At 47.0% G+C, this 23,472-nt stretch carries 25 protein-coding genes; 6 read left to right on the top strand and 19 right to left on the bottom strand.

What is annotated here, in order from left to right; genetic code table 11:
• Window positions 1-6 precede the first annotated feature (6 nt).
• The 5 genes from ACM5Q9_RS11620 to ACM5Q9_RS11600 all read right to left on the bottom strand — a co-directional run bounded on the left by ACM5Q9_RS11620 (window position 7) and on the right by ACM5Q9_RS11600 (window position 4,288).
• Entirely contained in the window at window positions 7-1,389 is a 1,383-nt protein-coding gene (locus ACM5Q9_RS11620; protein ID WP_418144906.1) for an MmgE/PrpD family protein, read from the bottom strand.
• Between the two features lie 17 nt (window positions 1,390-1,406).
• Window positions 1,407-2,384 carry a Bug family tripartite tricarboxylate transporter substrate binding protein gene (locus tag ACM5Q9_RS11615; RefSeq protein ID WP_418144905.1) on the bottom strand — a complete coding sequence of 326 codons (978 nt, stop codon included), beginning with the start codon at window positions 2,382-2,384 and terminating at the stop codon, window positions 1,407-1,409.
• 91 nt (window positions 2,385-2,475) lie between these two features.
• Window positions 2,476-2,982, bottom strand: coding sequence for a MaoC family dehydratase (locus ACM5Q9_RS11610; protein WP_418144904.1), 507 nt, complete (start codon window positions 2,980-2,982; stop codon window positions 2,476-2,478).
• 241 nt (window positions 2,983-3,223) lie between these two features.
• On the bottom strand, window positions 3,224-3,931 hold the full coding sequence (locus ACM5Q9_RS11605) for a GntR family transcriptional regulator (RefSeq protein WP_418144903.1): 708 nt from the start codon (window positions 3,929-3,931) through the stop codon (window positions 3,224-3,226).
• Window positions 3,932-4,111: 180 nt separating this feature from the next.
• Complete coding sequence (locus tag ACM5Q9_RS11600) at window positions 4,112-4,288, bottom strand: TRAP transporter large permease subunit (protein WP_418144902.1); 177 nt, start codon at window positions 4,286-4,288, stop codon at window positions 4,112-4,114.
• Window positions 4,289-4,631: 343 nt separating this feature from the next.
• Here ACM5Q9_RS11600 and ACM5Q9_RS11595 point away from each other — a divergent pair, with 343 nt between their 5' ends.
• Window positions 4,632-4,838, top strand: a complete 207-nt coding sequence (locus tag ACM5Q9_RS11595; RefSeq protein ID WP_418144901.1) for a hypothetical protein — start codon at window positions 4,632-4,634, stop codon at window positions 4,836-4,838.
• A 65-nt stretch (window positions 4,839-4,903) separates the two neighbouring features.
• Here ACM5Q9_RS11595 and ACM5Q9_RS11590 read toward each other — a convergent pair whose 3' ends face one another.
• From ACM5Q9_RS11590 to nagB, 9 genes are all read right to left on the bottom strand, one after another.
• A complete protein-coding gene (locus ACM5Q9_RS11590; protein ID WP_418144900.1) occupies window positions 4,904-5,944 on the bottom strand; it encodes a bile acid:sodium symporter family protein in 1,041 nt (346 codons plus the stop codon).
• A gap of 15 nt (window positions 5,945-5,959) precedes the next feature.
• Window positions 5,960-6,319, bottom strand: a complete 360-nt coding sequence (locus tag ACM5Q9_RS11585; protein ID WP_418144899.1) for a rhodanese-like domain-containing protein — start codon at window positions 6,317-6,319, stop codon at window positions 5,960-5,962.
• A gap of 5 nt (window positions 6,320-6,324) precedes the next feature.
• Window positions 6,325-7,266: a LysR family transcriptional regulator gene (locus ACM5Q9_RS11580; protein WP_418144898.1), complete on the bottom strand. Its 942-nt coding sequence runs from the start codon at window positions 7,264-7,266 to the stop codon at window positions 6,325-6,327.
• 47 nt (window positions 7,267-7,313) lie between these two features.
• Window positions 7,314-8,315: a Bug family tripartite tricarboxylate transporter substrate binding protein gene (locus ACM5Q9_RS11575; protein ID WP_418144897.1), complete on the bottom strand. Its 1,002-nt coding sequence runs from the start codon at window positions 8,313-8,315 to the stop codon at window positions 7,314-7,316.
• Between the two features lie 134 nt (window positions 8,316-8,449).
• On the bottom strand, window positions 8,450-9,631 hold the full coding sequence (locus ACM5Q9_RS11570; protein ID WP_418144896.1) for a VOC family protein: 1,182 nt from the start codon (window positions 9,629-9,631) through the stop codon (window positions 8,450-8,452).
• Between the two features lie 15 nt (window positions 9,632-9,646).
• Entirely contained in the window at window positions 9,647-10,537 is an 891-nt protein-coding gene (locus ACM5Q9_RS11565; RefSeq protein ID WP_418144895.1) for an alpha/beta hydrolase, read from the bottom strand.
• A gap of 40 nt (window positions 10,538-10,577) precedes the next feature.
• The gene (locus ACM5Q9_RS11560; RefSeq protein WP_418144894.1) at window positions 10,578-11,804 is read right to left on the bottom strand and encodes an acyl-CoA dehydrogenase family protein; all 1,227 of its coding nucleotides are present in this window, start codon (window positions 11,802-11,804) and stop codon (window positions 10,578-10,580) included.
• Window positions 11,805-11,827: 23 nt separating this feature from the next.
• Entirely contained in the window at window positions 11,828-12,343 is a 516-nt protein-coding gene (locus ACM5Q9_RS11555; RefSeq protein WP_418144893.1) for a flavin reductase family protein, read from the bottom strand.
• A gap of 280 nt (window positions 12,344-12,623) precedes the next feature.
• Window positions 12,624-13,376 carry a glucosamine-6-phosphate deaminase gene (gene nagB, locus ACM5Q9_RS11550; protein WP_418144892.1) on the bottom strand — a complete coding sequence of 251 codons (753 nt, stop codon included), beginning with the start codon at window positions 13,374-13,376 and terminating at the stop codon, window positions 12,624-12,626.
• Window positions 13,377-13,958: 582 nt separating this feature from the next.
• On the opposite strand from nagB, the gene ACM5Q9_RS11545 reads away from it, so the two are divergent.
• Together ACM5Q9_RS11545 and ACM5Q9_RS11540 are read left to right on the top strand one after the other, a co-directional pair.
• Window positions 13,959-14,402 (top strand): H-NS family nucleoid-associated regulatory protein, encoded by a 444-nt coding sequence (locus ACM5Q9_RS11545; RefSeq protein WP_418144891.1) that lies wholly within the window; start codon window positions 13,959-13,961, stop codon window positions 14,400-14,402.
• 222 nt (window positions 14,403-14,624) lie between these two features.
• Complete coding sequence (locus ACM5Q9_RS11540) at window positions 14,625-14,894, top strand: hypothetical protein (RefSeq protein ID WP_418144890.1); 270 nt, start codon at window positions 14,625-14,627, stop codon at window positions 14,892-14,894.
• Window positions 14,895-14,925: 31 nt separating this feature from the next.
• Here ACM5Q9_RS11540 and ACM5Q9_RS11535 read toward each other — a convergent pair whose 3' ends face one another.
• Genes ACM5Q9_RS11535 through ACM5Q9_RS11525 form a run of 3 tightly spaced genes read right to left on the bottom strand, consistent with a single transcriptional unit; the run spans window position 14,926 to window position 18,748 of the window.
• A complete protein-coding gene (locus ACM5Q9_RS11535; RefSeq protein ID WP_418144889.1) occupies window positions 14,926-16,056 on the bottom strand; it encodes a CaiB/BaiF CoA transferase family protein in 1,131 nt (376 codons plus the stop codon).
• Window positions 16,057-16,061: 5 nt separating this feature from the next.
• Window positions 16,062-17,042 (bottom strand): Bug family tripartite tricarboxylate transporter substrate binding protein, encoded by a 981-nt coding sequence (locus tag ACM5Q9_RS11530; protein ID WP_418144888.1) that lies wholly within the window; start codon window positions 17,040-17,042, stop codon window positions 16,062-16,064.
• A 32-nt stretch (window positions 17,043-17,074) separates the two neighbouring features.
• Window positions 17,075-18,748: an acyl-CoA dehydrogenase family protein gene (locus ACM5Q9_RS11525; RefSeq protein ID WP_418144887.1), complete on the bottom strand. Its 1,674-nt coding sequence runs from the start codon at window positions 18,746-18,748 to the stop codon at window positions 17,075-17,077.
• A 111-nt stretch (window positions 18,749-18,859) separates the two neighbouring features.
• Here ACM5Q9_RS11525 and ACM5Q9_RS11520 point away from each other — a divergent pair, with 111 nt between their 5' ends.
• Complete coding sequence (locus ACM5Q9_RS11520) at window positions 18,860-19,747, top strand: LysR family transcriptional regulator (RefSeq protein WP_418144886.1); 888 nt, start codon at window positions 18,860-18,862, stop codon at window positions 19,745-19,747.
• A 12-nt stretch (window positions 19,748-19,759) separates the two neighbouring features.
• Here the strand turns inward: ACM5Q9_RS11520 and ACM5Q9_RS11515 are convergent, their stop codons facing one another.
• The gene (locus ACM5Q9_RS11515; protein ID WP_418144885.1) at window positions 19,760-20,302 is read right to left on the bottom strand and encodes a YdcF family protein; all 543 of its coding nucleotides are present in this window, start codon (window positions 20,300-20,302) and stop codon (window positions 19,760-19,762) included.
• A gap of 383 nt (window positions 20,303-20,685) precedes the next feature.
• Window positions 20,686-21,045: a restriction endonuclease gene (locus ACM5Q9_RS11510; protein WP_418144884.1), complete on the bottom strand. Its 360-nt coding sequence runs from the start codon at window positions 21,043-21,045 to the stop codon at window positions 20,686-20,688.
• A 467-nt stretch (window positions 21,046-21,512) separates the two neighbouring features.
• Between ACM5Q9_RS11510 and galE the strand changes: the two genes are divergently transcribed.
• Together galE and ACM5Q9_RS11500 are read left to right on the top strand one after the other, a co-directional pair.
• The gene (gene galE, locus ACM5Q9_RS11505; RefSeq protein ID WP_418144883.1) at window positions 21,513-22,547 is read left to right on the top strand and encodes a UDP-glucose 4-epimerase GalE; all 1,035 of its coding nucleotides are present in this window, start codon (window positions 21,513-21,515) and stop codon (window positions 22,545-22,547) included.
• Window positions 22,548-22,665: 118 nt separating this feature from the next.
• Window positions 22,666-23,448, top strand: a complete 783-nt coding sequence (locus ACM5Q9_RS11500; protein ID WP_418144882.1) for an IclR family transcriptional regulator — start codon at window positions 22,666-22,668, stop codon at window positions 23,446-23,448.
• The last annotated feature ends 24 nt before the right edge of the window (window positions 23,449-23,472 follow it).

Below are 23,472 nucleotides of genomic sequence, written 5' to 3'. Positions count from 1 at the left end.
ACTCGCTTATTTGGTACTTAATAAATTCATCAATTGGCTGGCACTTTGATTTTCAAGACCCTTAAGGGCTGAAGAAATTTGTGCAATTTTTCCGGCATCCAACAGGTTTTCAGTGTTTTCCACATATTTGGCCTCGACCTCACCATTGGTAATGGGCCGTACATCCGCACCCCGGTTGATAGACTCACGATGCGAAATCACCTTGCCGTCGTTCAGCGTCACCACCACTTCGCCGGAATAGTATTTGGGGAAGTCGGCATCGGGGTCCGGTACGCTAATGACCTTGGCAGCCAGTGCCAGGGTTTCGGGGTCGGTATAGGCCTTCTCATCCAGGGCATCCAACGAAAAGCGGCCAAACCTCAAACCGGTGGCAACAGAGTAAGGAATACTGAATTGGGCCTCATAAGAGTTCGCTGGCTTTTGCTTGTTCTCGGCAGGCTCGCAGACGGTTTTCATGACGCCTGCCGGCACTTTGGCCTCAATCTTGATAATATCTTCAAGATTGAATTGTTTGGCAACAATGGCTGCGGCATCGGTGCAGGCATGCGTGAAGTGACAGGCCGGAATCGGTTTAACCGCAATATTCATCAGCTCCCATTCCTGGCCAATCGTGCTGACGCTTTCTTCCAGACCTTCCAGTTTGAAATCGGCGCCCAGGTGGCTGGCGTATAAACCAAAACGACCCTCATACGTTTCCCTGGGACCCAGGAAGCCGTGCTTGGCCAGAGAGGCTGAGTTAATGGCGGCATTGGCCGCCCAACCTGGATGAATACGCTTGGTCCAGGCGCCATCTTGCAGGAACTCAAGGCTGCCCGAAGCCAGTGACAGGGTAATACCCTGGGCATGGGTCATTTGCCCTGCATCCAGCTTATCCAGCCATGCCGCGGCCAAGGTTGCCCCAAACGCACCAATCAAACCGGTCGGATGAAAACCCACCTGATGAAAACCACCCTTGGCAGCTGCCCCCAAACGGGTGGCAACTTCAATACCCACAATATAAGCGGTCAACAAGTCTTCACCGGATTTTTGCAGACGGTGTGCCTGGGACAGGACGGCGGCCAGCACCGGTGCCGTTGCATGAATCACGCCTTTAGGGTGCGTATCATCATAATCCAGTCCATGAATCAGCAAACCATTCACAATCGCCGCATCACGGGCAGGCAAAGACACATTCATGCCAATCACCGGTACGCCATTGGGCGTGGGCTCCGAAATAGCCAGGATGCCTGCCAGGGTTTTTTCAGCAAAGTCATACTGGGTGGACGCGTAGGCAATGCCCAAGGCATCCATGATCAGATATTTTGCCCTTTCCCTGACCTGTTCAGGAATGCCATTAAAGTTGATGCTTGAAATTTTATCGCTGATGAGCGAGGAAATAGTTTGATTCATTGTCTCTACACCTTTATTTAATTGACTTTAGCGCCGGACAGTTCCACGGCAACTTTCCACTTTTTAATTTCAGACTCGATATAACGGGTGAATTCTTCCGGACTGTTCAGGACAGACAGCGATCCAAGACCATTCAGGACTTTATCCACATCTTCACTTTGCCAATTTTTTTGCAGTGACTGGTGCAACGTTTGAAGTACCTCGTCAGGGGTGCCTTTGGGCGCGGCCAAGCCAACCCAAGCCGTTGCCAGCACATCACCCAGACCGGCTTCCTTCAATGTGGGTACGTCAGGCTGTGCGGGTACCCGCTTGTCGCTGAGCACAGCCAATAATTTGATATGACCTTTCTGGGCCATTGGAATCAGTGCGGGCCCAGTATCCACCATGGCCGTCACCCTGCCCCCCACCAGGTCCGTCACGGCAGCCGGACTTCCCTTGTAGGGAATGTGATCCATTTCCAGGCCAAGGTCATGCTTCAAAAGCTCCATGGCCAAATGGCTGGTCACACCGCTGCCTGCTGAGCCATAGTTATATTTTTCGGGATTGGCTTTCACCATTTCAACAAACTCTTTGGCATTATTCACAGGTACATTGGCATTAACTGCCAGGAATAACGGCACTTCAGAGAGTTCGGCAACGGGACGCAAATCTTTCAAGGGGTCATAGGCCAAATCACCATACAGGCTGGGGTTAATGGAAAGTGTGCCACTTGAACCCACTAACAAGGTATAGCCGTCTGGCTTGGCTCTTACCACATCCATGGTGCCAATAATACCGGCCGCCCCCGGTTTGTTTTCGACAATAACCGGTTGTTTAAGATTGTCCTCCAGTTTCTTGGCCGCCAAACGCGCAATAATGTCCGTGGCCTGCCCGGGAGGAAAACCCACAACAATCTTGATGGGTTTTTCCGGATAGGCTGCCTGTGCACAAAATGAAAAAGCCATCATTCCCACTGTGCAGGCACTAATGATGTGTTTGCGAATAGTATGTCTCACTCTAGGACTCCTTGAATTATTAATATCTTTTAATTATTTATTAACGATTAATCGCTCTTGACGGCGATTTATATTGGCATTTTCACACCGATTATTTATCACCCACACCATGACCTTCTTTGGCCACCAGGAAGGTGCGGTCAAACACCATGATTTGCTCATTTTTTTGGTTGAACGCTTTGGTCCTGACCGTCACAATGCCTTGTGTAGGACGGGTTTTGGATTCGCGCTTGTCCAGCACTTCAGACTCGGCATACAAGGTATCCCCCGCAAAAACCGGGTTGGTCAACGTAATGTCTTTCCAGCCCAGGTTGGCAATGGCCTGGCCACTGACATCATTCACGGTCATACCCAGCACAATGGCCAGTGTCAACCCGCTATTGACCAACAGTTTACCGAACTCACTTTTTTCTGCATGTGCCAGGTCGCAGTGCATGGGGTGGTAATTCATGGTCATTAATGAAAACTGGATGTTGTCCGCATCAGTAATGGTTCGGCCAGGGCGATGCTCATAAATATCGCCAATATTGAACTCTTCGAAGTAACGGCCGTAACGGGCGCGGTAACGGTTTTCACCCACTTTTTGAGGGAATAACATTTTCTATCTCCTTAAATTGACTGGTTTGTCTATTTGTTTGTTTGTCCGTACAAATTAAAGAAAATGATAAATAGTATTTAATTCGCTGTCAAGCAAAAAATATGAAAATATCAGGAAAATAAAATGTATCCAGCATTGGCTGGCTCCGTGTTCTGATGGCACGGGATAAGGACTGGTGAAGGGTTGGATGCAGAAGTCAGGCAAGGCCTGCCAGAGGCCTTTAACAGTGACTTTAACGGCGTTAAGCCGGGATATTGTTTTTCACAAAGACCGAGTTATAACTGAACCGGGTCTCGGGATGGTGGCTGATGGAGAGTTCTATCAACTCACCCTTGCGATTGCGGTATTTGCGGGCAATGCACAGGCTTGGACTACCACTTTTAACCTGTAAGGCATTGGCCTGTTTTTTAGTCAGGGAAGTCGCCGTGATGGTTTGCTCAACTTTAACCACCGTTTCACCAAACTGTTTTTCAATTTCCGAGTGAATGGCCTCACTGCGTTTACCCATAATGCCTTTAATAGCCCGAAAAGCCGGATTAATCCAGATTTCGGTATAGCTGATGGGCAGCTCGCTTTTTTCTGAAAAACGGCTACCAATTAAAAACAACCAGGTTCCTCCCTCTGAGGCCTCGAGCATATCGGCCTGCTCAGCCGTAATCGTAATGATTTCGCTGCTTTGGATAACCAGCGAAGTATCGGTGGCATAACGATAAAAGTCGGAAATATCCATGATATTCTGGCTATAGGCCGTTGTCATATGGGTTGAAATGACCTTTGAGCCAACCCCGGGCTGGCGGGTAACCAGCCCGGATTGCACCAGTTTTTTAAGTGCTTCCCTTACCGTAAAACGACTGACCCCAAATTGCACGCACATATCCTGCTCGGTAGGCAGTAAATCACCGATTTGATATTTGCCATCGGTAATTTCATTGATTAGCGTGTTGGCCAATTGAACATACCGTGGTTGATTGCCTCTTATAAAAGCATCTCTATCTATTTCATGATTTGTAAACATATTTTTGCAGAATTGGTAAAGGTTTCCCGTATTATAAACTTACGCTAAGTTACTTAAGCAGGATTAATGAAATTGCCGGCACAAAGGTAATCAGGGCCAGTGCAACGACTCTGGTTAAGTAATAAGGCATACCCCTTTTGCCACCGATTCTACCGGAATCTTGGCAATACCACTCATGACAAACAGATTCAGGCCAATCGGAGGTGTCAATGTTGCTATTTCAACGTTAGCCACCATAATAACCGCAAAATGAATAGGATCAATTCCTATATTGCAGAAACACATCTGCATTCATCAAATCTGTGTTTTGTGCTTCCTGTCCCACCCCAATACTTCTGTCCATTTGATCCAATGCCTCAAATAAGCCCTTAAATTAGTTTGTGCGGACATTATCACTTTATCAACAATTCAAACAACTGGTCAAATGAAATCTTCTACGGGATTACCTGTATACAGACAAATAATATTGCCGTTAAAGTATTAGCCCTTTCAGTTGTACTTCCTCTTTCCCACGCATTTGAACAAAATATGATGCTTTCAATATCCGGATTTATATTTTGTTTACAAAAATAACAACCGGATATTGAAACAAGGAATATGATGGATTATAGCCATAACCACATGGAGGCTAGCCATGAAAACATCTGTTTTAGTTATTGGCCTTTCTGCATTATTATTGACAGGCTGCATTCATGGCCATCACGGTAATTGGGATCGTTCTGACCGTGATGGATACACAGAAAGAGATCGCGATGACAGGCGGTATGAGCGAGATAACCGCTACGACAACAGGTATAACGACAAACGTTGGGATAGCTGGCGCAACAGGGAAAGCCGTTGACAATGTTTTTCCACGCGTAAATACGTCCTCGTTCCCACGCTCCCGCGTGGTAACGCCTATGCCTGTTATTTCACCACCGGTGAAATAACAGCGCCCTCCCCAATGTCCTCAAGCAATTCAACTTCTTCCTTGCGCCCGGACAACTTGGCGGCAATGAACGCGCATACCATTAGCTGAATCTGGTGAAAAATAATCAAGGGCAGCACAATCGCACCTACCGCCTGACCGGCAAATAATACCTGCGCCATGGGCAGGCCACTGGCAAGGCTTTTTTTCGATCCGCAAAACACCAGGGTAATGCGATCCTCTAACGAAAAACCCATCAACTTTCCAATAAAAGCTGTAAATAACAGCACAATTGCCAGCAACACGCTGCTAACTAAAGTAAGCAGCAATAAGGCCATCGAAGGCATCTGGTTCCATAAGCCTTCATTCACCGCTGCAGAAAACGCCACATATACCACCAGCAGAATCGAGCCCTGATCCACAAATTTCATGAGAGAAGCATGATTGCCAATAAAGCCGGCGGTGACAGGGCGGCTGAAATGCCCCAGCGCAAACGGAATTAACAATTGCTGGGTGATGTTCCAGATGGCGTCCAAGGCCAGTTGCGGGTCGCTGGTTGCCGTGCCGTCGGTTATCAGTAGGCTAACCAGCATGGGGGTAATGAAAATGCCTAAAATACTGGAAGATGAAGCACTACAGATGGCAGCGGGAATATTGCCACGAGCAACCGAGGTAAAGGCAATCGCCGATTGTACGGTAGCAGGCAATACGCACAAATATAGAATCCCTTTATACAAATCAGGGGTAAGCATGGGTTCAAGGAAGGGCCGGGACAGCACCCCCAGAACGGGGAAGAGAATGAACGTACAGGAAAAAATAAGCAAATGAAGGCGCCAGTGTGTCGCACCTGCAATAATGGCATGGCGTGACAGCCGTGCCCCATGCAGGAAAAACAGCAACCCGATGGCCATGCTGGTTGCCATTTGCACCACCGGCATCCCACGACCATGAGCGGGCAATACCGTGGCAACCAGAACAGCTACAACCAGCAGCAAGGTAAAACGGTCGATTTTAAGAAAACGAAGCAGGGACTGAAACATGGGATGCGCTTATGGTTAAGGGTTAAAACGTTGCATAACAGGAAATCCAGCTGCAGACCAGGCATACAGTCCACCGGCAATATCAAAAACATTCAAGCAATTTGCATTTCTGGCCTCCAATGCGGTTGCCCGGGCGCCACCACCAGTATTGCAATAAAGAATAATGTTGGTATCGGCATTGTCATTGGCAAAATCAATGACATCACCTTTTTCAAATTGAATCGATCCGGTTATGCTGACCGCGTTTTGACTCTGTTGGCTGCGTACATCAATAACCACTGCCCCCTTGTCAATGAGCGCCTTCGCTGCTTCAGGCGTCAATGACCAACACTCTTTATGTAAATTTTTATTCATGTCAATTGATAAATCACTCATGGAAATTAATCGCCATCAAGCGGTTGAGCCTTGAATTTTCCTGCCTGAGCTTTAAGATAATGCACAAACCTGTCAGTATTGGCTGGAGCATACTCATCACGACGACGGTAAATATTGGTATTGAATGGTGGAAAATGCCAGTTTCCTTTCAGGATTTTCATGGCACCCGAGCGAATTTCCTGATCAAACAAAATTGACGAACAAAAAGCCAGGTAGTTGTCATTCAATACCAAATGACGAATAACGGAATGAGATGAGCTTTCAATGCGGTGCTCATTCAATGTTCCACCCAGCCGTTGCCGCTCATGTTCAACCGCCTTGCCTATCTGCCCACTGGAAACAGGAGCAACCAGTTTCTCATGGCCGATCAGATCCTTGAATTGCCAATTGGTAAAGTCGATTTGATTGGTACTGGAAACGCAAAAATGGTATTCCTCTTCGATCAGAAATTCGCTGCTCAGGTCACTAAAATTCTTATCGACCTGCTCAATACCAATCACAATATCCAGTTCCCCTCTTTTCAATTTTTGCAGTAATTCCGGAGTATGCCCTTCCATTAAATTGATATACACTTTTTCCTGGCTTCTAAGCATCAAACTAACTGCGGGCGGAATAATATGAATCATCGAAACAGAGCCGGCACCACAGTTAATACGCCCCTCACTCGCCCCTTTCATAATATCCATGTGGTTCTGAATCTTATGAAATTCGGCTTGAATGGAAGCGATCGGATCAAGCAGGGCATGGCCATAAGCTGTTACTCTCACTCCACGAGCCGACCGCTCCAATAAGGGAACCTGAAAAACATCCTCCAGCTTTGCAATGCTGCGCGTTAGCGCTGGCTGGGTGATAGCAAGGGCAGAAGCAGCGGCATTAATGCTGCCATAATCAACCACAGCAGCAAAATGCTGCAGATTAATCATGTAACGAGCCAGTTTAGAGCGCATTTCATATCAACTTTATGAGAAAACAGTCAGGCACACTATAGCCGAAATTATTTTTTCAAACCTATTTCCTGAGCCAGATTCCGCAAAGCAGTGCTTTCCTTTTGAAGCTGGTTCAGCACTTCTTCCGGACTGCCTTTGAGCGCAGCCATACCCAGCTGACTCAGGGCACGTTGATACTCAGGTACATCCTTAATACTAGCCAGCGTTTCACTCAACCGCACCACAATCTCCTGAGGAGTAGACGTGGGCACCCAAAGTGCCGACCAGACAGAATGGGCTAAATCCGGATAAACATCTTCCAGACGCGGAGCATTCAGCTCAATACCAGGTATGTCCGGTCCGGTTGTCGCTAAGAGGTTGATGCTGCCATCCTGGATATAAGGAAGCACATCGGAAACAGCCAATACCAGGAACTGAATATCATTGGTAACTAAAGCTTGCATGGCAAACGGCATCCCCTTGTAGGGAATATGTGTCATCTGGGTGCCAAATTTTTTCTGGATTTTTTCGACATAGAGGTGTATTGGGTGACCTACACCACCAGAGCCGTAATTGACAGCTGATCCATGTTTTTTAGCATAGACCACAAAGTCATCCAGGGTTTTCACATTAGTCGCCTTGCTAGCCAATAGCACATGCAAATGCGCAACCGTGTAACCAACCGGTTTCAGGCTTTGCAGGGGGTCATATCCCAACGTCGGAAACAAAATCGGGCGCAAGGCAAACAACGGTGCTCCTGATGAAAGAACAGTGCTACCGTCGGGCCTGCTTCTGGATGCAAACTCGCCTGCAATGTGACCACCGGCACCAGGCCGGTTTTCAACCAGCACAGATTTACCTATAACCGGCTGCATATAATTGGCAATCAGACGTAGGGACGTATCGCCAGCCGCACCCGGTGAACTCATTGAGATCAGCTTGATCGGACCTACCGATACCGTTGCGTGTGTATTCGCAAGAGCGCTAAAGCCGCTCAGTCCGGCCAGGCTGCCCGCGGCCATGCCCATAAGCACTTTTCTTCTAGTCACATTGATTGTTTGATCATTCATCACTATTGTCTCCTTTCCTCTTTTTATAAAATGACAGCATCCATATATCTCAGCATTCATTTATTTATGCATTTCTATGCAATCAAGTGAAATCAAATTGCATTTTTCTCCACGGCAACCACGACAGAGCCTTTTTATCCCATCGGTCCCAAGCGGGTTTGGGTGGTATAGCTTTCTTCCCCTGCTTCTATGCAATCCGGCCATTGCTCGAATGGCAAAAAAGCATATGGATTTTCTGATTGCTTCTTGTGAAAACCATCCATTTCAAAATAAATCTGCAAGAGATTCACCTCGTCAAGCGCAAAATGCAGGGCATATTGAATACCAGGCTGCAATTCCTGCGGAACATGAACGGGCCTCAAGCCTTTTTCAATCAGAAAAGAGCCGGCCTGCCTCAGTTGCTCATAAGTTTGAACCTGCAGACCAATACTTAACAAGGTCGTATTTTCCTTGAACCCCAACATATTGCGCAAGGCAATCGGAATAAGCGCCACGCAATGATGCTCTTGACCGGTACTAAGATACACGCACTTATGCCCCCGATACTCAACTTCTTCGGTCTTTTTCAAACCGATGATCTTGATGTAGAAATGCTCGGATTTTTCCATATCGGCAACAAAAATGCGAACGGGACCAACCTTGGAGACTTTAAAGGGCTGCTGCAGCAAAACACCACCTACATCATAGACATGGGGTTGTGAAGAATGACAGGAAAAGCCCGAACACAGATCGATATTGCGCTCTTTGGCCTGCTGAACTTCCTGTGCTTCCGCCTTTTGCGGCAGAGTGAATGTAACGTATGGCAGCCGCTCATACATGGCTTCGGGCTTGCTATTGCCGCTCCAGCCAATTTGCTCCATACCGTAAAAAAGCTCTACCCGGTGCCCGTCCGGATCAAAGGCATAAACCGCCCAATTGCTGCCGGGCAAGTCACGGCCGATACGACTGATTCTAATGTCATTTTCAAGAAAAAATGCGTGTGCATCATTCACTTCTTTCAGGCTGTTAACCTGAAAGGAGATTTGATTCAGGATAACGCCTGCCTCATACAGCTTTTTACGCTCTGGGTCCCCTGAATTCGGATTGAGAATAACCAGGGTGTGGTGATCGGTATTGCAAGTCGTAAAGTGTCCCAATATATCGGCATTGGACTTTTTCAATACATCCGTATGCCGCATGCCCAATACATCAACCAGTATTTTCAGTTTTTCCGGCAGGTTTTCTTCCCACAAACCCAAGTGTCCCAATCTGACAGCCTTGAAGGGCTGCTCTAGCCTGACGCCACCAACATTGTATTTCTTCGGGATCAAACGCATGGTTTCCTCCTGATTTCAGGCGTCAAGATGTTTTTTTGCAAATGCCACCACCCTGTTCATCGCCTCAACAGTAGAGGGCAAAGTTGGATGAACCACGGTAAACATTTTTTCTGCATCCCAAACCAGCAACTCAATATTTCCACCAGCTTCGCCATAGCGCAGGGCAAAGCGATCGGCTTCGGTACCCGGCACATCGGACTCAATATCCCTATAGTTGTGCACGTCATCATTCTTCACAGAAAGCCAAAATGCCGGTGGCAAATGCACCTTTTCCTTGCGTTCAAGCATAAGCATTGGGTTAGCTTCCTTCATTGCTTCGGTCGTTTTCCAATAAGCATCCTGCATTTTCACAATTCTGGCCGCCCACTCTGGCGGTGAATCACTATCAAGAAGCCGTTTGGCATGCTGATAGCGGCCGTAAGGATTGATAACAGGCCATAACATAGACACGAACCTGACACTGGCATCCACGCTGGGTGATGCATCGGGCAACTGGATTTCGCTGTAACGTGGATCATCGGGGCGCATGGCCACCAACATACCCAAATGTCCGCCACTGGAATTACCGGAAAGTCCGACCCGCTCAGGATCCACCTTAAGTTTTTCCGCATTGGCTTTCAGCCATCGAATGCCATAATTGATATCGGCTACCGATTTAGGGTACGCCCCCTCCTCACCTTGCCTGAAATCCAGAGCAACTACCACAATACCTGCTTTGGCAAAGGCTTGGTGCAAGGCTTCCCCACGGGTCCGATCAAATTTGCTCCAGGCCCCGCCATGCAGTTCTACTATCGCCGGAAACGGCCCATCACCTACTGGTGTATATATACGGGCCAATAACTCACCACCTGGATGCGCCAGATAAACCACATCCTCATAATTAAATTCATATTCCTTTGTCTTCATCCCCATTCCTCTTATTAATATTTCCATAAGTAGTTTTTACTTAAATCAATCCAAGCTGAAATTTCCCATAAGGCACCATGGCCGATTCCCAGTTGGCACTAAAATGCGTACCTGTTGTGAGGGCATCCCGGTACCATGATTGCAAATCATTGCGGTTATGAACAATTTCAGCGCTGGTAATTGAAATCAGCTTTTCAATGCTTTGACGGGCCATGCTGTTTGCCCAGACCGAATCGCGTCGACAGGCAAAAACATCCCGCTGACCAAGTTCGAGTCCTCTTTTCATCCGCTCATGCGTGTATTGCTGCCTGCGATGCGCAACTGTAATAGCCGCATTCAAATCTGCCGCAGCCTCACCGATTTTGAGCTGAACAATTTGTGAATCCTGTAAATTTGTGGTGCCACGCGAGACTCTACCTTGCATTGTCTGGCAAACATGATTTAATACCCGGCGTCCCAGGCCAAGGGTCACCGGGAGCTGGGTAAAAGTTGAAAAAACCTGTCGTGGCGCACGCAACAATGCATAATCCGGATGTACTTTACTACCTGGGGTGTCCCCTGTTTGCAGAGACTTGTCCACCACCGTACGATGATCAGGAATAAATACATTGTCCAGTAATAAGGTATTGCTGCCAGTACCACGAAGCCCCAGTGTTTCCCAGTCATCCAGAATTTCCACATCATGTTTGGGTACCAACATGTAGCGCATTTCACGGCTTTCACCATTCTGAACAAACACGCCCAACACCAGCCACAAAGCGTGTTTGCAACCACTGGCAAAAGGATAAGTGCCCGTCACACGATAGCCACCCTCGACGATTTCTGCCGTGGCACGTGGTGCCAGGCTGGAGGCAACAACCGCCTGTTGGTTCTCAAGCCAGATCTCGTCCTGGGCCTGTTTCGCAAAGCTTGCCGCCATCCAGGCATGCTCACCGTATACTGCCAACACCCAGCCACTAGATGGGCAAGCAACAGACAAATCTTCAACAATTCTTGACAGCAAGGTTGTTGAACCCTCAAATCCGCCATATAACATCGGCTGAAGAATCCTGGGCAGACCAAGCCGCTGGAAATCGGCAAAGGTTTCGTCCGGTAAACTACGTGCAGTGATACAGTCTTTTTCCCTTTGCTGCAAGACCGGTATCAAATGCATGGCAGACTCATACAGTTGCCTTTCTTGACTGCTCATCCAGCTATCATCCACCAGCGAAGCATCGTAAGCCTCCTGACCACAAGTGCGGGCTTCCGAGTATGTAAAATCAAACATTTTTGTCATTATCATTTCATCCATCAATATGCATGAACACCCACACTTTCTTGGTTGGTCAGTGAAGAGTAGTTACCTTGGAAATAGATCAGCGGCAATTCGTTTTCAGTGAAATTAGCACCTACCACCCGTCCAATGAATATCGTATGAGTGGCCGAGTCGATGTATTCAGCCACTTCACAATCAAAGGCCACCAAGGCATCCTTCAGGACTGGCGCACCCGTTTCCAGTGTGTTCCACTCTGCTCTGGAGAATTTTTGCTCCCAATCAATGGGGCTGGCAAACACAGAAGCAATCTGTGATTGAGAATCAGCCAATACATTGACGCAGAATTTTCCGCCCGCCTTGATAAGGCCATAAGTCGCTGACTTACGATTAACGCAAATAAGAATTTGGGCCGGATCGGCAGATAATGAGCAAACAGCAGTAGCGGTCATGCCACCACGCAAGCCAGAGCACTCACTGGTAATCAGTGTGACCCCGGAGGCGAGATTTCTCATCGACTGTTTGAATTTTTCTTCGTTAATTGAATAAATCATTGTCGTGTCCCGGTAAGTTCAAAATAAAACCTATGGAACACATTCTATTTGTTTTTGATCTACATCAAGAAATGCTATTTTTGTCGTAGGTATGCATATCATGCATACCCAGTTTTTGCACCAACAAGCGGGCTATCTCTTCTTTTCTAGAACGAACTTCTTCTAGAGGACCACTAAGGCCAACCGCATAACGCATGCCATTATCATCAGCCTGGGGGCTACGCCAACCATGACACGATCGGAATTGGTGGTGCCTTCAGAATAGGCGTAACACAATTACTTAACTCACCACCGCATCACGCAACTCGGCAGGTAAAAATTGCGCCGCCTGTTCATCAAGCAAAATCATCGCATTCGGATGAGACTTGATTACCGAAGCCGGCAACTGCTCGGTAACAGGGCTTTCATACAGCTCTGCCATGATTTGCGCCTTGTTGGTACCTGTGGCAATAAGAATAATTTGTTTTGATTCCATGATGTCCTGCAGGCCCAACGTAATAGCCTGAGTAGGCACCTCATCCAAAGAATCAAAAAAACGACTGTTATCAATCCTGGTTTGTTCAGTTAGCGGTACCACATGTGTACGGCTGCCAAATGAGGTGCCCGGCTCGTTAAAGCCGATATGACCGTTATTACCAATGCCCAGCAACTGCAAGTCGATGTGACCAGCCTGCTGGATTTGATCTGAGTATTGTTCACATTGCTTGATCGGATCCGCACACAAACCGTCTGGCAGGAAGGTGCGATGCTGCACAAACGCCAGGCGGTTGAACAAATGCTGCCGCATATAATAACGATAACTCTGCGGATGATCGCTACCCAACCCGATGTATTCATCCAGGTTGAAGGTGGTTAAGCCCGATACATCTACATTTTGTTGCGCAACCTGTTCACATAATTTTTCATAAACAGGTTCCATGGTGCTGCCTGTGGCCAAGCCCAATACCGAATCATTTTTTTTCTGGATTTGTGCAATAAGCAATTCACTTACATGTTTTGCAATTGCCTGGGGATTGGGAAAAACATAAAACATAGTCGGTCCGGAAGTGATCAATAAAAACGTACTTACTGCTGATAAACAGACGGAATTATCCCTCTATTTTTTGATTCATGTTTTGTTTTTTTCGTCTTTTTAAAATTTTTCCAGGAAGTGTTGCAAAATCATCCTTTTGCTTTCCCTGTATGCGGAATGGATCATTTAACATTAATAACCCAATGGGTCATTAATGTTAAATGCTTTCTTATGCTTGGCTTATTAATTCTATAAGCCATTAATTACCCATGCACCAATTAAATTTATTAACAAACAATTTGTTATTAATAAATACAATTAATATACAAATATTAACGAAACAAACACCATAAGTAAAAATACACAAATACAACCAGGCTTTACTGGTCCTAAATCAACACCGCCCAGCATTACCCAAAAACCCAATTTATAAGCCAGCAGTTATGTTAGCCATTCAAATAATTTTTATAATTAACAGTGGCGTATAAAGGCCATTTTATCTATAATTAAGTCCAGCTTTCTAACTTGGTTAATAGCCTTCCTATTAATCATTCATAAGAAACCAATCATTTATCAAAATCAATTTTAAAAGGCTATAAAAACATGTCTCGCTCTATAGCATTGGAATCCGTTAAAGAAGAACACAAATCATTAATTGGTTCTTTTAATGAATTAATCAATAAACACAATGTTTCAACCAGCCAGTTTCTGGAAGCCCTCGTTTCCAATCTCTCTTCTGCCAATGACATCGTAGCAGTACAAAACCTGCTAGATAAACGTGTTAATGAAATCCGTACCGAAGAACTGAACCGTTATATTCAGGAAGGCAAAAAAATGGCGCAAGCGCTGGGTATAGACCCTGCCATTATTGCTGAAGGTTTAACTGGCAAACAGGCAAAAAGCGCAAAACCCGTTAAAGCCAAATATCGTAGCAAAAACAATCCGGAAGAAACCTGGTCTGGCCGTGGCAAAAGACCGGCATTTATTGCCAACTACTTGGCAGAAAATCCCAACAACCAACTGGAAGATTTGTTAATTAACGATTAATTTCAGTTAATACCTTTATTTAACAGCATCAACAAAGACGCCACTGTAATCCTGTGGCGTCTTTTTACCAAAACCATTAATAGATGCCATTCAAAAAAACTCCGTTTGGCATTCAAATGGTGCTATTATCTGCTCTGCTTTTTTTGCATACTGGCCTAATTAAAAATCGTCACTCATGCGCTAAAACCCCTCTCTCCTACAACCCATCAATACAGAATCAGCATGAAAAAAACCGATTTGGAAAAACAAAAAGCCCTTAAAACAGTAGGAAAAATGAAACAGGAAGGCATTCCGAACCGTTTTTCTACCGACTCAGGTGCACTACTTGACCGACGCGAGCAACGCAAGCTGGACCAGGCACAAGGCCTGGTATCGTTCCCGGTAAAAATCAAACAAACCCTGATAGAAGAAATTCGTGCCCAGGCTATTGCACAAAACACCAGCACCAACGACGTGGTGAATGCCTTGCTGGAAAAGGCCCTGAAAAACTGAAACTGAGCGGGTCTTTTACAGATCCACTCACTCAATACTCAAAAGAGGGTTTCTGTAACGCTGGTGCTCCTTTTCTAAAACGGGCTGGCGTCCTGGACAGCTTGATGGGTGTATTAATCCCAATATAACCATCCTGTTCAATCACCATATTCCTGTGTGCCGTATGTGGATGCTCCAGCAACTGGGCCACGTTATTAATGGGAGCGGCCGGAACACCCAATTCAAGCAAATCCCGAGCAAGTTCCTGGGCTTTGTACTCAAGCAGAATGGCAGAAAGCACCTCACGTAATTGCGACCTGTTTTGCAACCTGTCCGCATTATTAATGAAACGTGCATCTTCGGCCAGGGCCGGATGGTTCAGTTTCTGGCATAACAAGGCAAATTGCCGGTTATTACCCACCGCCAGAAAAATCTCTCCTTCGCCCGTGGCATAAGATTCATAGGGGGCAATATTGGGATGATCATTACCGGTTCTACCCGGAATCTTGCCACTGTTGAAATAATTGGGTGCATGCGGATGCAACAATGAAATGGCGCAATCATACAAAGTGATATCCAGGTATTGCCCCAAACCACTGTTATGCCGCTCATTCACCGCCATTAAGATGGCAATCGCGGCATTCAGGCCGGTTACCATATCCACCACCGGCAACCCTACCCTAAGCGGATCGCCGTTTTTTTCTCCATTCACACTCATCAGGCCGCACATGGCCTGGGCACAGGCATCATACCCCGGCAGTCCTCCCAAGGGGCCATCGGCCCCAAAACCACTAATACAACAATGAATCAGGGCTGGAAACTCCTGCTGCAGAGTTTGATACCCGAGTCCCCATTTTTCCAGGGTACCTGGCTTGAAGTTTTCTACCAGGATATCGGCATCTGCCAGCAGGGTTCTTAAAAAGGCCCTGCCCTGTTCCTGGGACAAATCCAGGCTCATGCCCTCTTTGTTCCGGTTGACTCCCACAAAATAGGCTGCCGTATCCCCCACAAACGGGGGGCCCCACATGCGTGTTTCATCGCCTGAAGGCGGTTCTATTTTAAGCACATTAGCACCATGATCTGCCAGAATCTGGGTGCAGTATGGTCCCCCCAACACACGCGTCAAATCGATAACTGTCAGGCCGGTTAAGGCGCTATGGGAATGTGATGATTGATTATGCATAACTCTTAATCCAGTTGAATCTTAGCTTCAGCAACAACCTGCTCCCATTTGACCACCTCATCCCTGATAAAGTCATGCAGTTCTGCCGGTGTTTTCAGTTCCGCCTCAACAATCCCCTGTTTAGTCAGGGTTTCCTGTATTTCGGGCTTGGCCGTTGCTGCTCCAAATGCCAGGTTCAACTTCTTGACAATACTTTCCGGTGTGTTTGCCGGTGCCACTATCCCAAAAAAAACACTCACATCATAACCATCCAGGCCTTGTTCCTGAATTGTGGCCAAATCTGGCAACGCCTGTGAGCGCTCTCCACTGGCAAGACCCAGCGGTTTCAGTTTGCCTGCTTTAATATGAGGCAAGGCGGTCAGAATATCGGTAAATGCCATGCTAACCTGCCCACCCAGCAAATCATTCAAGGCCGGCCCGGTTCCCCGGTAAGGCACATGGGTAATATCCGTCCCTGCCATGCCATTGAACAGCACCCCGGCCAAATGGGAGGAAGCCCCATTCCCCGAAGAGGCATACGTTAATGACTGCGGATTTTGTTTACTGAGTGCGATCAGCTCCTGAACATTGTTGGCCTGTATTGAAGGATGAACAACCAGGATATTGGGCAAGTGCCCTATCTTGATAATGGGTTCAAAACTGGTTTGCGGGTGATAGTTCTGCTTTTTATAAAGGCTGGTATTAATCGCAAGTGGGCCCGATGTGCCAAACAGGATCGTATAACCATCCGGTTTGGCACTGGCTACGTACTCCGAGCCAATATTGCCACCGGCACCCGCCTTGTTTTCAACAATGACTTGTGTATTCAGCGTTTCACCCACCCCTTGAGCCAGCCGCCGGGCCAGTGCATCAGTTGGGCCACCGGGTGGAAAAGGCACCACCAGTTTCACCACCTGGGATGGATAAGTCTCTTCGGCGTAAGCCGTTAGCGGCACAACCGCAACGATAGATGATGCCATTATTAGCGTCTTAATATATTTTTTCATTGAATGTCTCCTCAGTGTTCGTTTATGCCGCTTTATAGGGCATAAGCCAGGATTGCCGCGTTTTCTTCACAGAATGATTTTTCCGCAAGCGGATCTTTGGACGCCAGGCGGTGCAGCAACACCTGGTCGGCCAGCAAATTACGGGATTCCATGCCGGTTTTTTCAGCCTCCCAGCGCATGGCTGCCATGGAAATGAGGTTATATAAGGCTGTCCCCACCTGTCGGGCTTTTTCTGGTGTGTTGTTACCTGCCGCCCTGGCCGCCAGTGCAAACGCATTTTCTATGCAACGGGTTTGCAAATCACGCAACGACGCCTTGCAAGGCATGCCGTTTTCCAGCAAGTATTGGGTCTGCCGTTTCAAGGCGGCCAGACCATCACTTTTCTGTATGGCACGCAATACATCCAGGGCCACAATATTGCTGGTCCCTTCCCAGATGGATCCCAAATGGGCATCACGCAACAGGCGCGGTTCTGTCCACTCTTCGATATAACCACAACCACCACGCACTTCCATCGCGTCTCCGGTTACCGTGCGAGCATCGCGACAGGCCCTGAATTTAATTAATGGCGTCAGGATCCGTACCAGGCTTTTGCCTTCCTGCTCACCGTTATCAGCGCGTTCCAATGCCTGCGCGGTTTGAAACATGACCGACCTGCCCTGCTCGGCTCGCATGATCATTTTCACCAGCTGTCGCTGCATCAGCGGCATTTCAATGAGTCTTTTGCCAAACGCGGTTCTGTGCTGACTGAAATAAATGGCCTCGCTCACTGCCCGACGCATTAAGCCGGCCGCCCGCATGCCGTTAGACAAACGGGAATTGTTGATCATGTCGGCCATTTGCTGGAATCCCCGGCCACGCTCACCCACCAGCCATGCGAAGGCACCCTCAAGGCGAATTTCACCACTAGCCATGGAGCGGGTACCCAGTTTGTCTTTCAGGCGTAACAGGCGGTAATGGTTAGGAGTGCCGTCCGGCTTTATTTTTGGCAAGAGGAACAAAGACACCCCCTTGAGCCCTTCGGCCTCTTCACTGCGGGCAAGCACCATGGCAAAACCGGCATCCGGATTGGAACAGAACCATTTGTCACCCGATAGGCGCCAGCTGCCATCTTCCACCAATGTCGCCAGCGTTTGCGTGGCACTCACATCCGAACCGGCGGCCTGTTCCGTCATGAACATGGCACCCTGTTGCAGCTGATCAAAATCCTGGCTGGCCACCTGCGGCAATACCTGCTCCACCAGCTCGGGATCACCGTATTTTTTCAGGGTACGGGCCAGGGAGTCGGTCATGCTGACCGGGCAGCACAAGCCAAACTCTGCCTGCACAAACAAATGCGACAACGCATATTTGGCGGCAGGCGGAAAGGTGTCATTCCAGCCCAACACCCCTTTGCGATGCGACATGGCCGCCAGTCCCAGTTGGGCATAAGCCACCTTTTCCAGCTCAATATAGGCCGGATGCTTATGAATACGATCACCATCGGTACCATTACGCTTGCGCACGGTCAACACGGGTGGGTTTTTGTCGGCAATATCGGCCAACTCATCCAGTGAGTCACCGATTTGCTGGCCCAGGCGGTCAAATACAGGTAACAGATGCGCAAACAAATCCGGTTTCAAATAGGTGCGTAACAGGGATTCGGAATACGGATCCATCCGGAAGTAATTACTGCCGCGACTGTCTGGAATATTATTGCCTTGCATGAAATCACCTTTATTTACATGAACTTGAATAAAAATATCAGTTCATCATAAACAAATTAAGGTATATTCAGAAATACTGTTTTAATGTAGATCCATACATGGAAAATATAGATGACGGATATTGACCTGCGTATACTCCGGTACTTTATTGCTGTTGCCGAAGAGCTCAATTTCAGCAAAGCTGCTTTACGTCTGAACATCTCCCAGCCGCCGCTCAGTTTTGCCATCAAACAACTGGAGCAGGCATTGGATCTTATCCTGTTTGAGCGAAACAGCCGGCAAGTGGTCCTGACCAATGCCGGCATCCGCCTGTATAAGGAAGCCCTGTTTATTCTGGGTCATGCCAATTCGTTAAAACATACGCTACATCATGCAGAGGCCCGACCACCCATCCGGATAGGCTTTGTGGGCTCCATGCAATATCGCAATCTTGCCGGCTTGCTGACAGAGCTGAAACGGCAATTTCCTGATCTAACGTTTGCGCTGACCGAGGCCAATTCAAGTGAAATCATTCACGACACAGACAGGGGAAATATTGATATTGGTTTTACCCACGCCAACCAGATTCCTGTGGACATTGAAAGCCAAACATTAATGTCTGAGCCTTTCTTGCTTTGCCTTCCCCGGAACAGTCCTCATGCCAGGAAAAAAAGCCTGGACCTGGCCGCACTGAAACACGAAAACTTTATATTTTTTTCCCGTTCGGTTTCTCCGGCCTATTATGAAATGCTGCTTTCCATGTGCGTCAGTGCCGGGTTCTTCCCCAAGGCCAATGACGAAGCCAGGCATTGGTTAAGTATTACCAGTATGGTGTCACAAAACCTGGGGGTTTCGATTGTACCCAGCTGCATGCAGCATTGTGGCTTGCCAAATTTGAAATTCCTGCCTTTCAAGCATACCCAGCGATCTGTAACGGATGTAATCTGGTCAGACAAAAAAGAGAAAGAACTTAAACAGGAAATCGTGGATTTTGCAGCACGTTTTTATGCATCTTTTTGATCATTCGAGAGTTTACACACCTTTCAACCAATACCACGCAATCCCGATCCATTCATGCAAAACACTGGCTGAATCCTTCAAGGCATCTGCCCTGGGAATAAATCGAAGAAAATTAGGCGGGTAATCAGGCATCACGGTGGGGGCTGCAATCACATTAAAACCGGCGCGCTCAAACGTCATTTTGGCCCGTTTCATATGCACCATATTGGTCACCAGCAAAATGGTACTTACACCTTCCCGGCTTAGCGATTCACGGGAATAACTGGCTTCCTCAGCAGTGGTGGCCGGCTCCTTCAAGACCCATCTTACCGGTGTATGAAATAGGGTCTCCAGCTCTCGCTTCATCACTTGGGCCACCGGCTCATCGCCAGGCCACCCGCCTCCGCTAACCTGAATGGGCAGATTTGTTTTCTGGTGTAAATAAGCCGCATAGCGAATCCGCTCAAGCGTGGAAGAAGCGGCGGAATTGCCACCAAACTCGGGTTGGTTACGGTTTACCCCACCACCTAAAACAACAATGGCCTGTGCCGGCCCAACCTCATTTAAAGATAACAAGAGGGGTTCATCATGCAAAGTTTTTACTAGGCGATTGGCAACAATAGGCATACTTGCTACTATCAAGGCAACAATACAAAACAACAATAATGACCGCCCCCATCGCTTAAACCGGCTTCCCAGCAACAGCCAGCTAATCAGCAGAAGTATGATGAGATTAAAGGGAATTAGCAGGGCAGATGAAATAATTTTGCTGGCAAACAGGCTCATGGCGGGTAATAGATTTTGGCAAGCGCCAATCATTAATAACGGTATTATCCAACAAAAATATTACCCGCGTGCCGTTCAGGCTTATTTATTATTATAGGCAGCCAACAAGTATTGAAAGAGCCCACGGTTACTGCCAGGCCTTTTACCTGGCCTGAACGAAACCAAAAGGTAAGTTAGGCACTATTTTTAGCATTGGCTATCATTACATTCAACTGGCGACCATCAACCAAAAACAGGTTACGGTTATATTTTGCCATTTCACCAGCCTCTTTTTCAAACTGTCCTGTTGTGAAAATATAGCTGTGATGACTGTTTTGCTGGTTCATGACAATCACTTCCTGGGATATCTGGCTGACCCCCACTTTGTCTGCACGCCAATGGCGTATTGAAACAAAGCCGTGGCTACCTTCTTTTTCAATCTGAAAATCGGCAATTTTTTGCAGTTCACCACTCGTGTTTTTTATCTGATAGCCTTTGGATTGAAAAAGACTGGTGACTAAATCCGCAATTTTTTCTTCCGGAAAATTTTTCACAACAGACAACGGTATTCGCTGGTTGTTGAGCTGGACATATGAAACAGCAGATTTCTGCCGCTTCCAGACAAGGTAAACAACAGCAAAAACTGGCAGTAACAGAAAAATGTAAATATTCATATCAGTCATCAGTGAATTGATATATTTATAATATTGAAGACTTCAGCCAAAATCATTTGATTTCCCTTACTTTTTTAATACTGCAAAAAAAATTAACAGTAAAATTATTAGAATTTTTGCTAGCATTATAATACTTAATGCATTTTAAAGTTACCGAAAGGAAACAATTGGTAAAAAAAAACACAAAAACAATGTCAAAAAAAGCAAAGAAATAACCAAAAAATCTATATAAATTACATTTTATTTCAAATAACCCTGCTTAAAAACAATTAAACCTATCTGTACTACCCCTTTCACAATGGAATAGTACAATCACGGTAACACAATCCTACAAGGTCTTCAACAGCATGAGTCTTCATTACCTGGTCACCGGCGGTGCCGGATATATTGGTTCCCACACACTAATAGAACTGCTACAGGAAAGTTACACGCCAGTTGTTCTGGATAATTTTTCCAACAGCAGCAGCAAGGTTTTTGATCGCTTGAAAACCATCACCGGAAAGAACATTAAAGTCATCAATGGAGACATCCGCGATCGCAAGCTATTGGATAACATTTTTGCAGAACATGCCGCACTGAACACGCCCATCCAAGGGGTGATTCATTTTGCCGCCCTGAAAGCCGTGGGAGATTCAGTCAAACGCCCGCTTGAATATTACGAAAACAATGTCGCGGGTACCGTTACTTTGCTACAAGCCATGCTGGCCGCCGGTGTCAACAAGATCGTGTTCAGCTCATCCGCCACTGTTTACGGTGAACCCGAATTTCTGCCCTATACCGAATCCCACCGGATTGGCGCCACCAACCCTTACGGCTGGACCAAAGTCCAGGTGGAACAAATCCTGAAAGACACCTGCGTGGCCCATAAAGAATTTTCAGCCATTGCATTGCGCTATTTCAACCCGATTGGCGCCCATGAAAGCGGCCTGATCGGTGAAAACCCACGCGATATTCCCAACAATCTTTTCCCCTTCATTACCCAGGTCGCTGTTGGCCGCCTGGAAAAACTGAATGTTTTTGGCAACGATTACGATACGGTCGATGGAACCGGCGTCCGTGACTACCTGCACGTGAGCGACCTGGCACTGGGACATGTAAAGGCCGTGAATTACGTCAATGAAAGCGGCCATAGTGGCTTTACCGCCATTAACCTGGGCACCGGCACTGGTACCAGTGTCCTGCAAATGGTTAATGCTTTTGAACGGGTCAACAATATTAAAGTGCCCTATATTATCCAGGCAAGAAGAGAAGGTGACATTGCCTCTGCCTGGGCCAACCCCGAACTGGCTGAATCATTGCTGGGCTGGAAAACAACCCGCAGCATCAACGATATGTGCCGGGATGGCTGGAACTGGCAAAGCAAAAATCCTGAAGGGTATTGATCTGCGATCAATAAAACCTTTCAACCATATACATATAACAAAATATTTCTATTAACCTTAAGCTTCATATGGTTAAATCATTTTCCTGCTTTGTACTTAATACAGAAAATGATTCGCCATGAACAATACGCTTTTTAAGGGTCTCCAAATACTGGAAATGCTTGCTTACAGCAGTCAGCCCATGAGGCTGACTGATATTGCCAACAACCTCAACCTGGTCAAAAGCGGTACCCACCGTTTGCTTCAGGCACTGGTTGACTCAAAATATGTCGTTCAGGACAAAGAATCCGGCAAATACAGCACAACCTGCAAACTCATTGAACTGGGCTCTGCCGTACTTCCCCACCTGGCCTTAAAACAGCAGGCAGAAGGCATCATGCAACAGTTAATGCACGACACAGAAGAAAGTGTTCATTTATCCATCCAGGATCAACATGATGTGGTGTATCTGCACAAAGTAGATGGTCCTGCCCCTATCCCCTTTTACACCCATATCGGTGGGCGGGCACCCCTATACTGTGTGGCCACTGGCAAAGCCCTGCTTGCTTATAAAAACAATTTTTTTATTGAAAAAATAAAGCAAAACCTGAACCCCAGAACCGACAATACCATTATCAACGCCCAACAACTTGAAATGGAACTTCAGGAAATCAAGGAAAGAGGGTATAGCATTAACAAAGGTGAACTAAAAGCAGGGGTTTACGGCGTTGCTGCTCCCATTATCGACAACAAGGGAAATATTATTGCGGCTATCGGACTTTCCGGACATAGTAAGCGTTTTACGACCCAAACGATTAACAAGTATGCTGACCTGCTCATGCAAGCTGCCCAACGTATTACAGGCCTGCATAATGGGCATGATCAATCGGCAAACCTGCAACGACTTATTCTTTCCTGGTAAAAACGATATCACAGCAAAACAGGA

It is taken from the genome of Advenella sp. RU8 (assembly GCF_048381675.1).
Taxonomy (GTDB): Bacteria; Pseudomonadota; Gammaproteobacteria; order Burkholderiales; family Burkholderiaceae_B; genus Advenella.
Note: the sequence above shows the minus strand (reverse complement) of the source record. Positions and strands in the feature narration are given on the sequence as shown.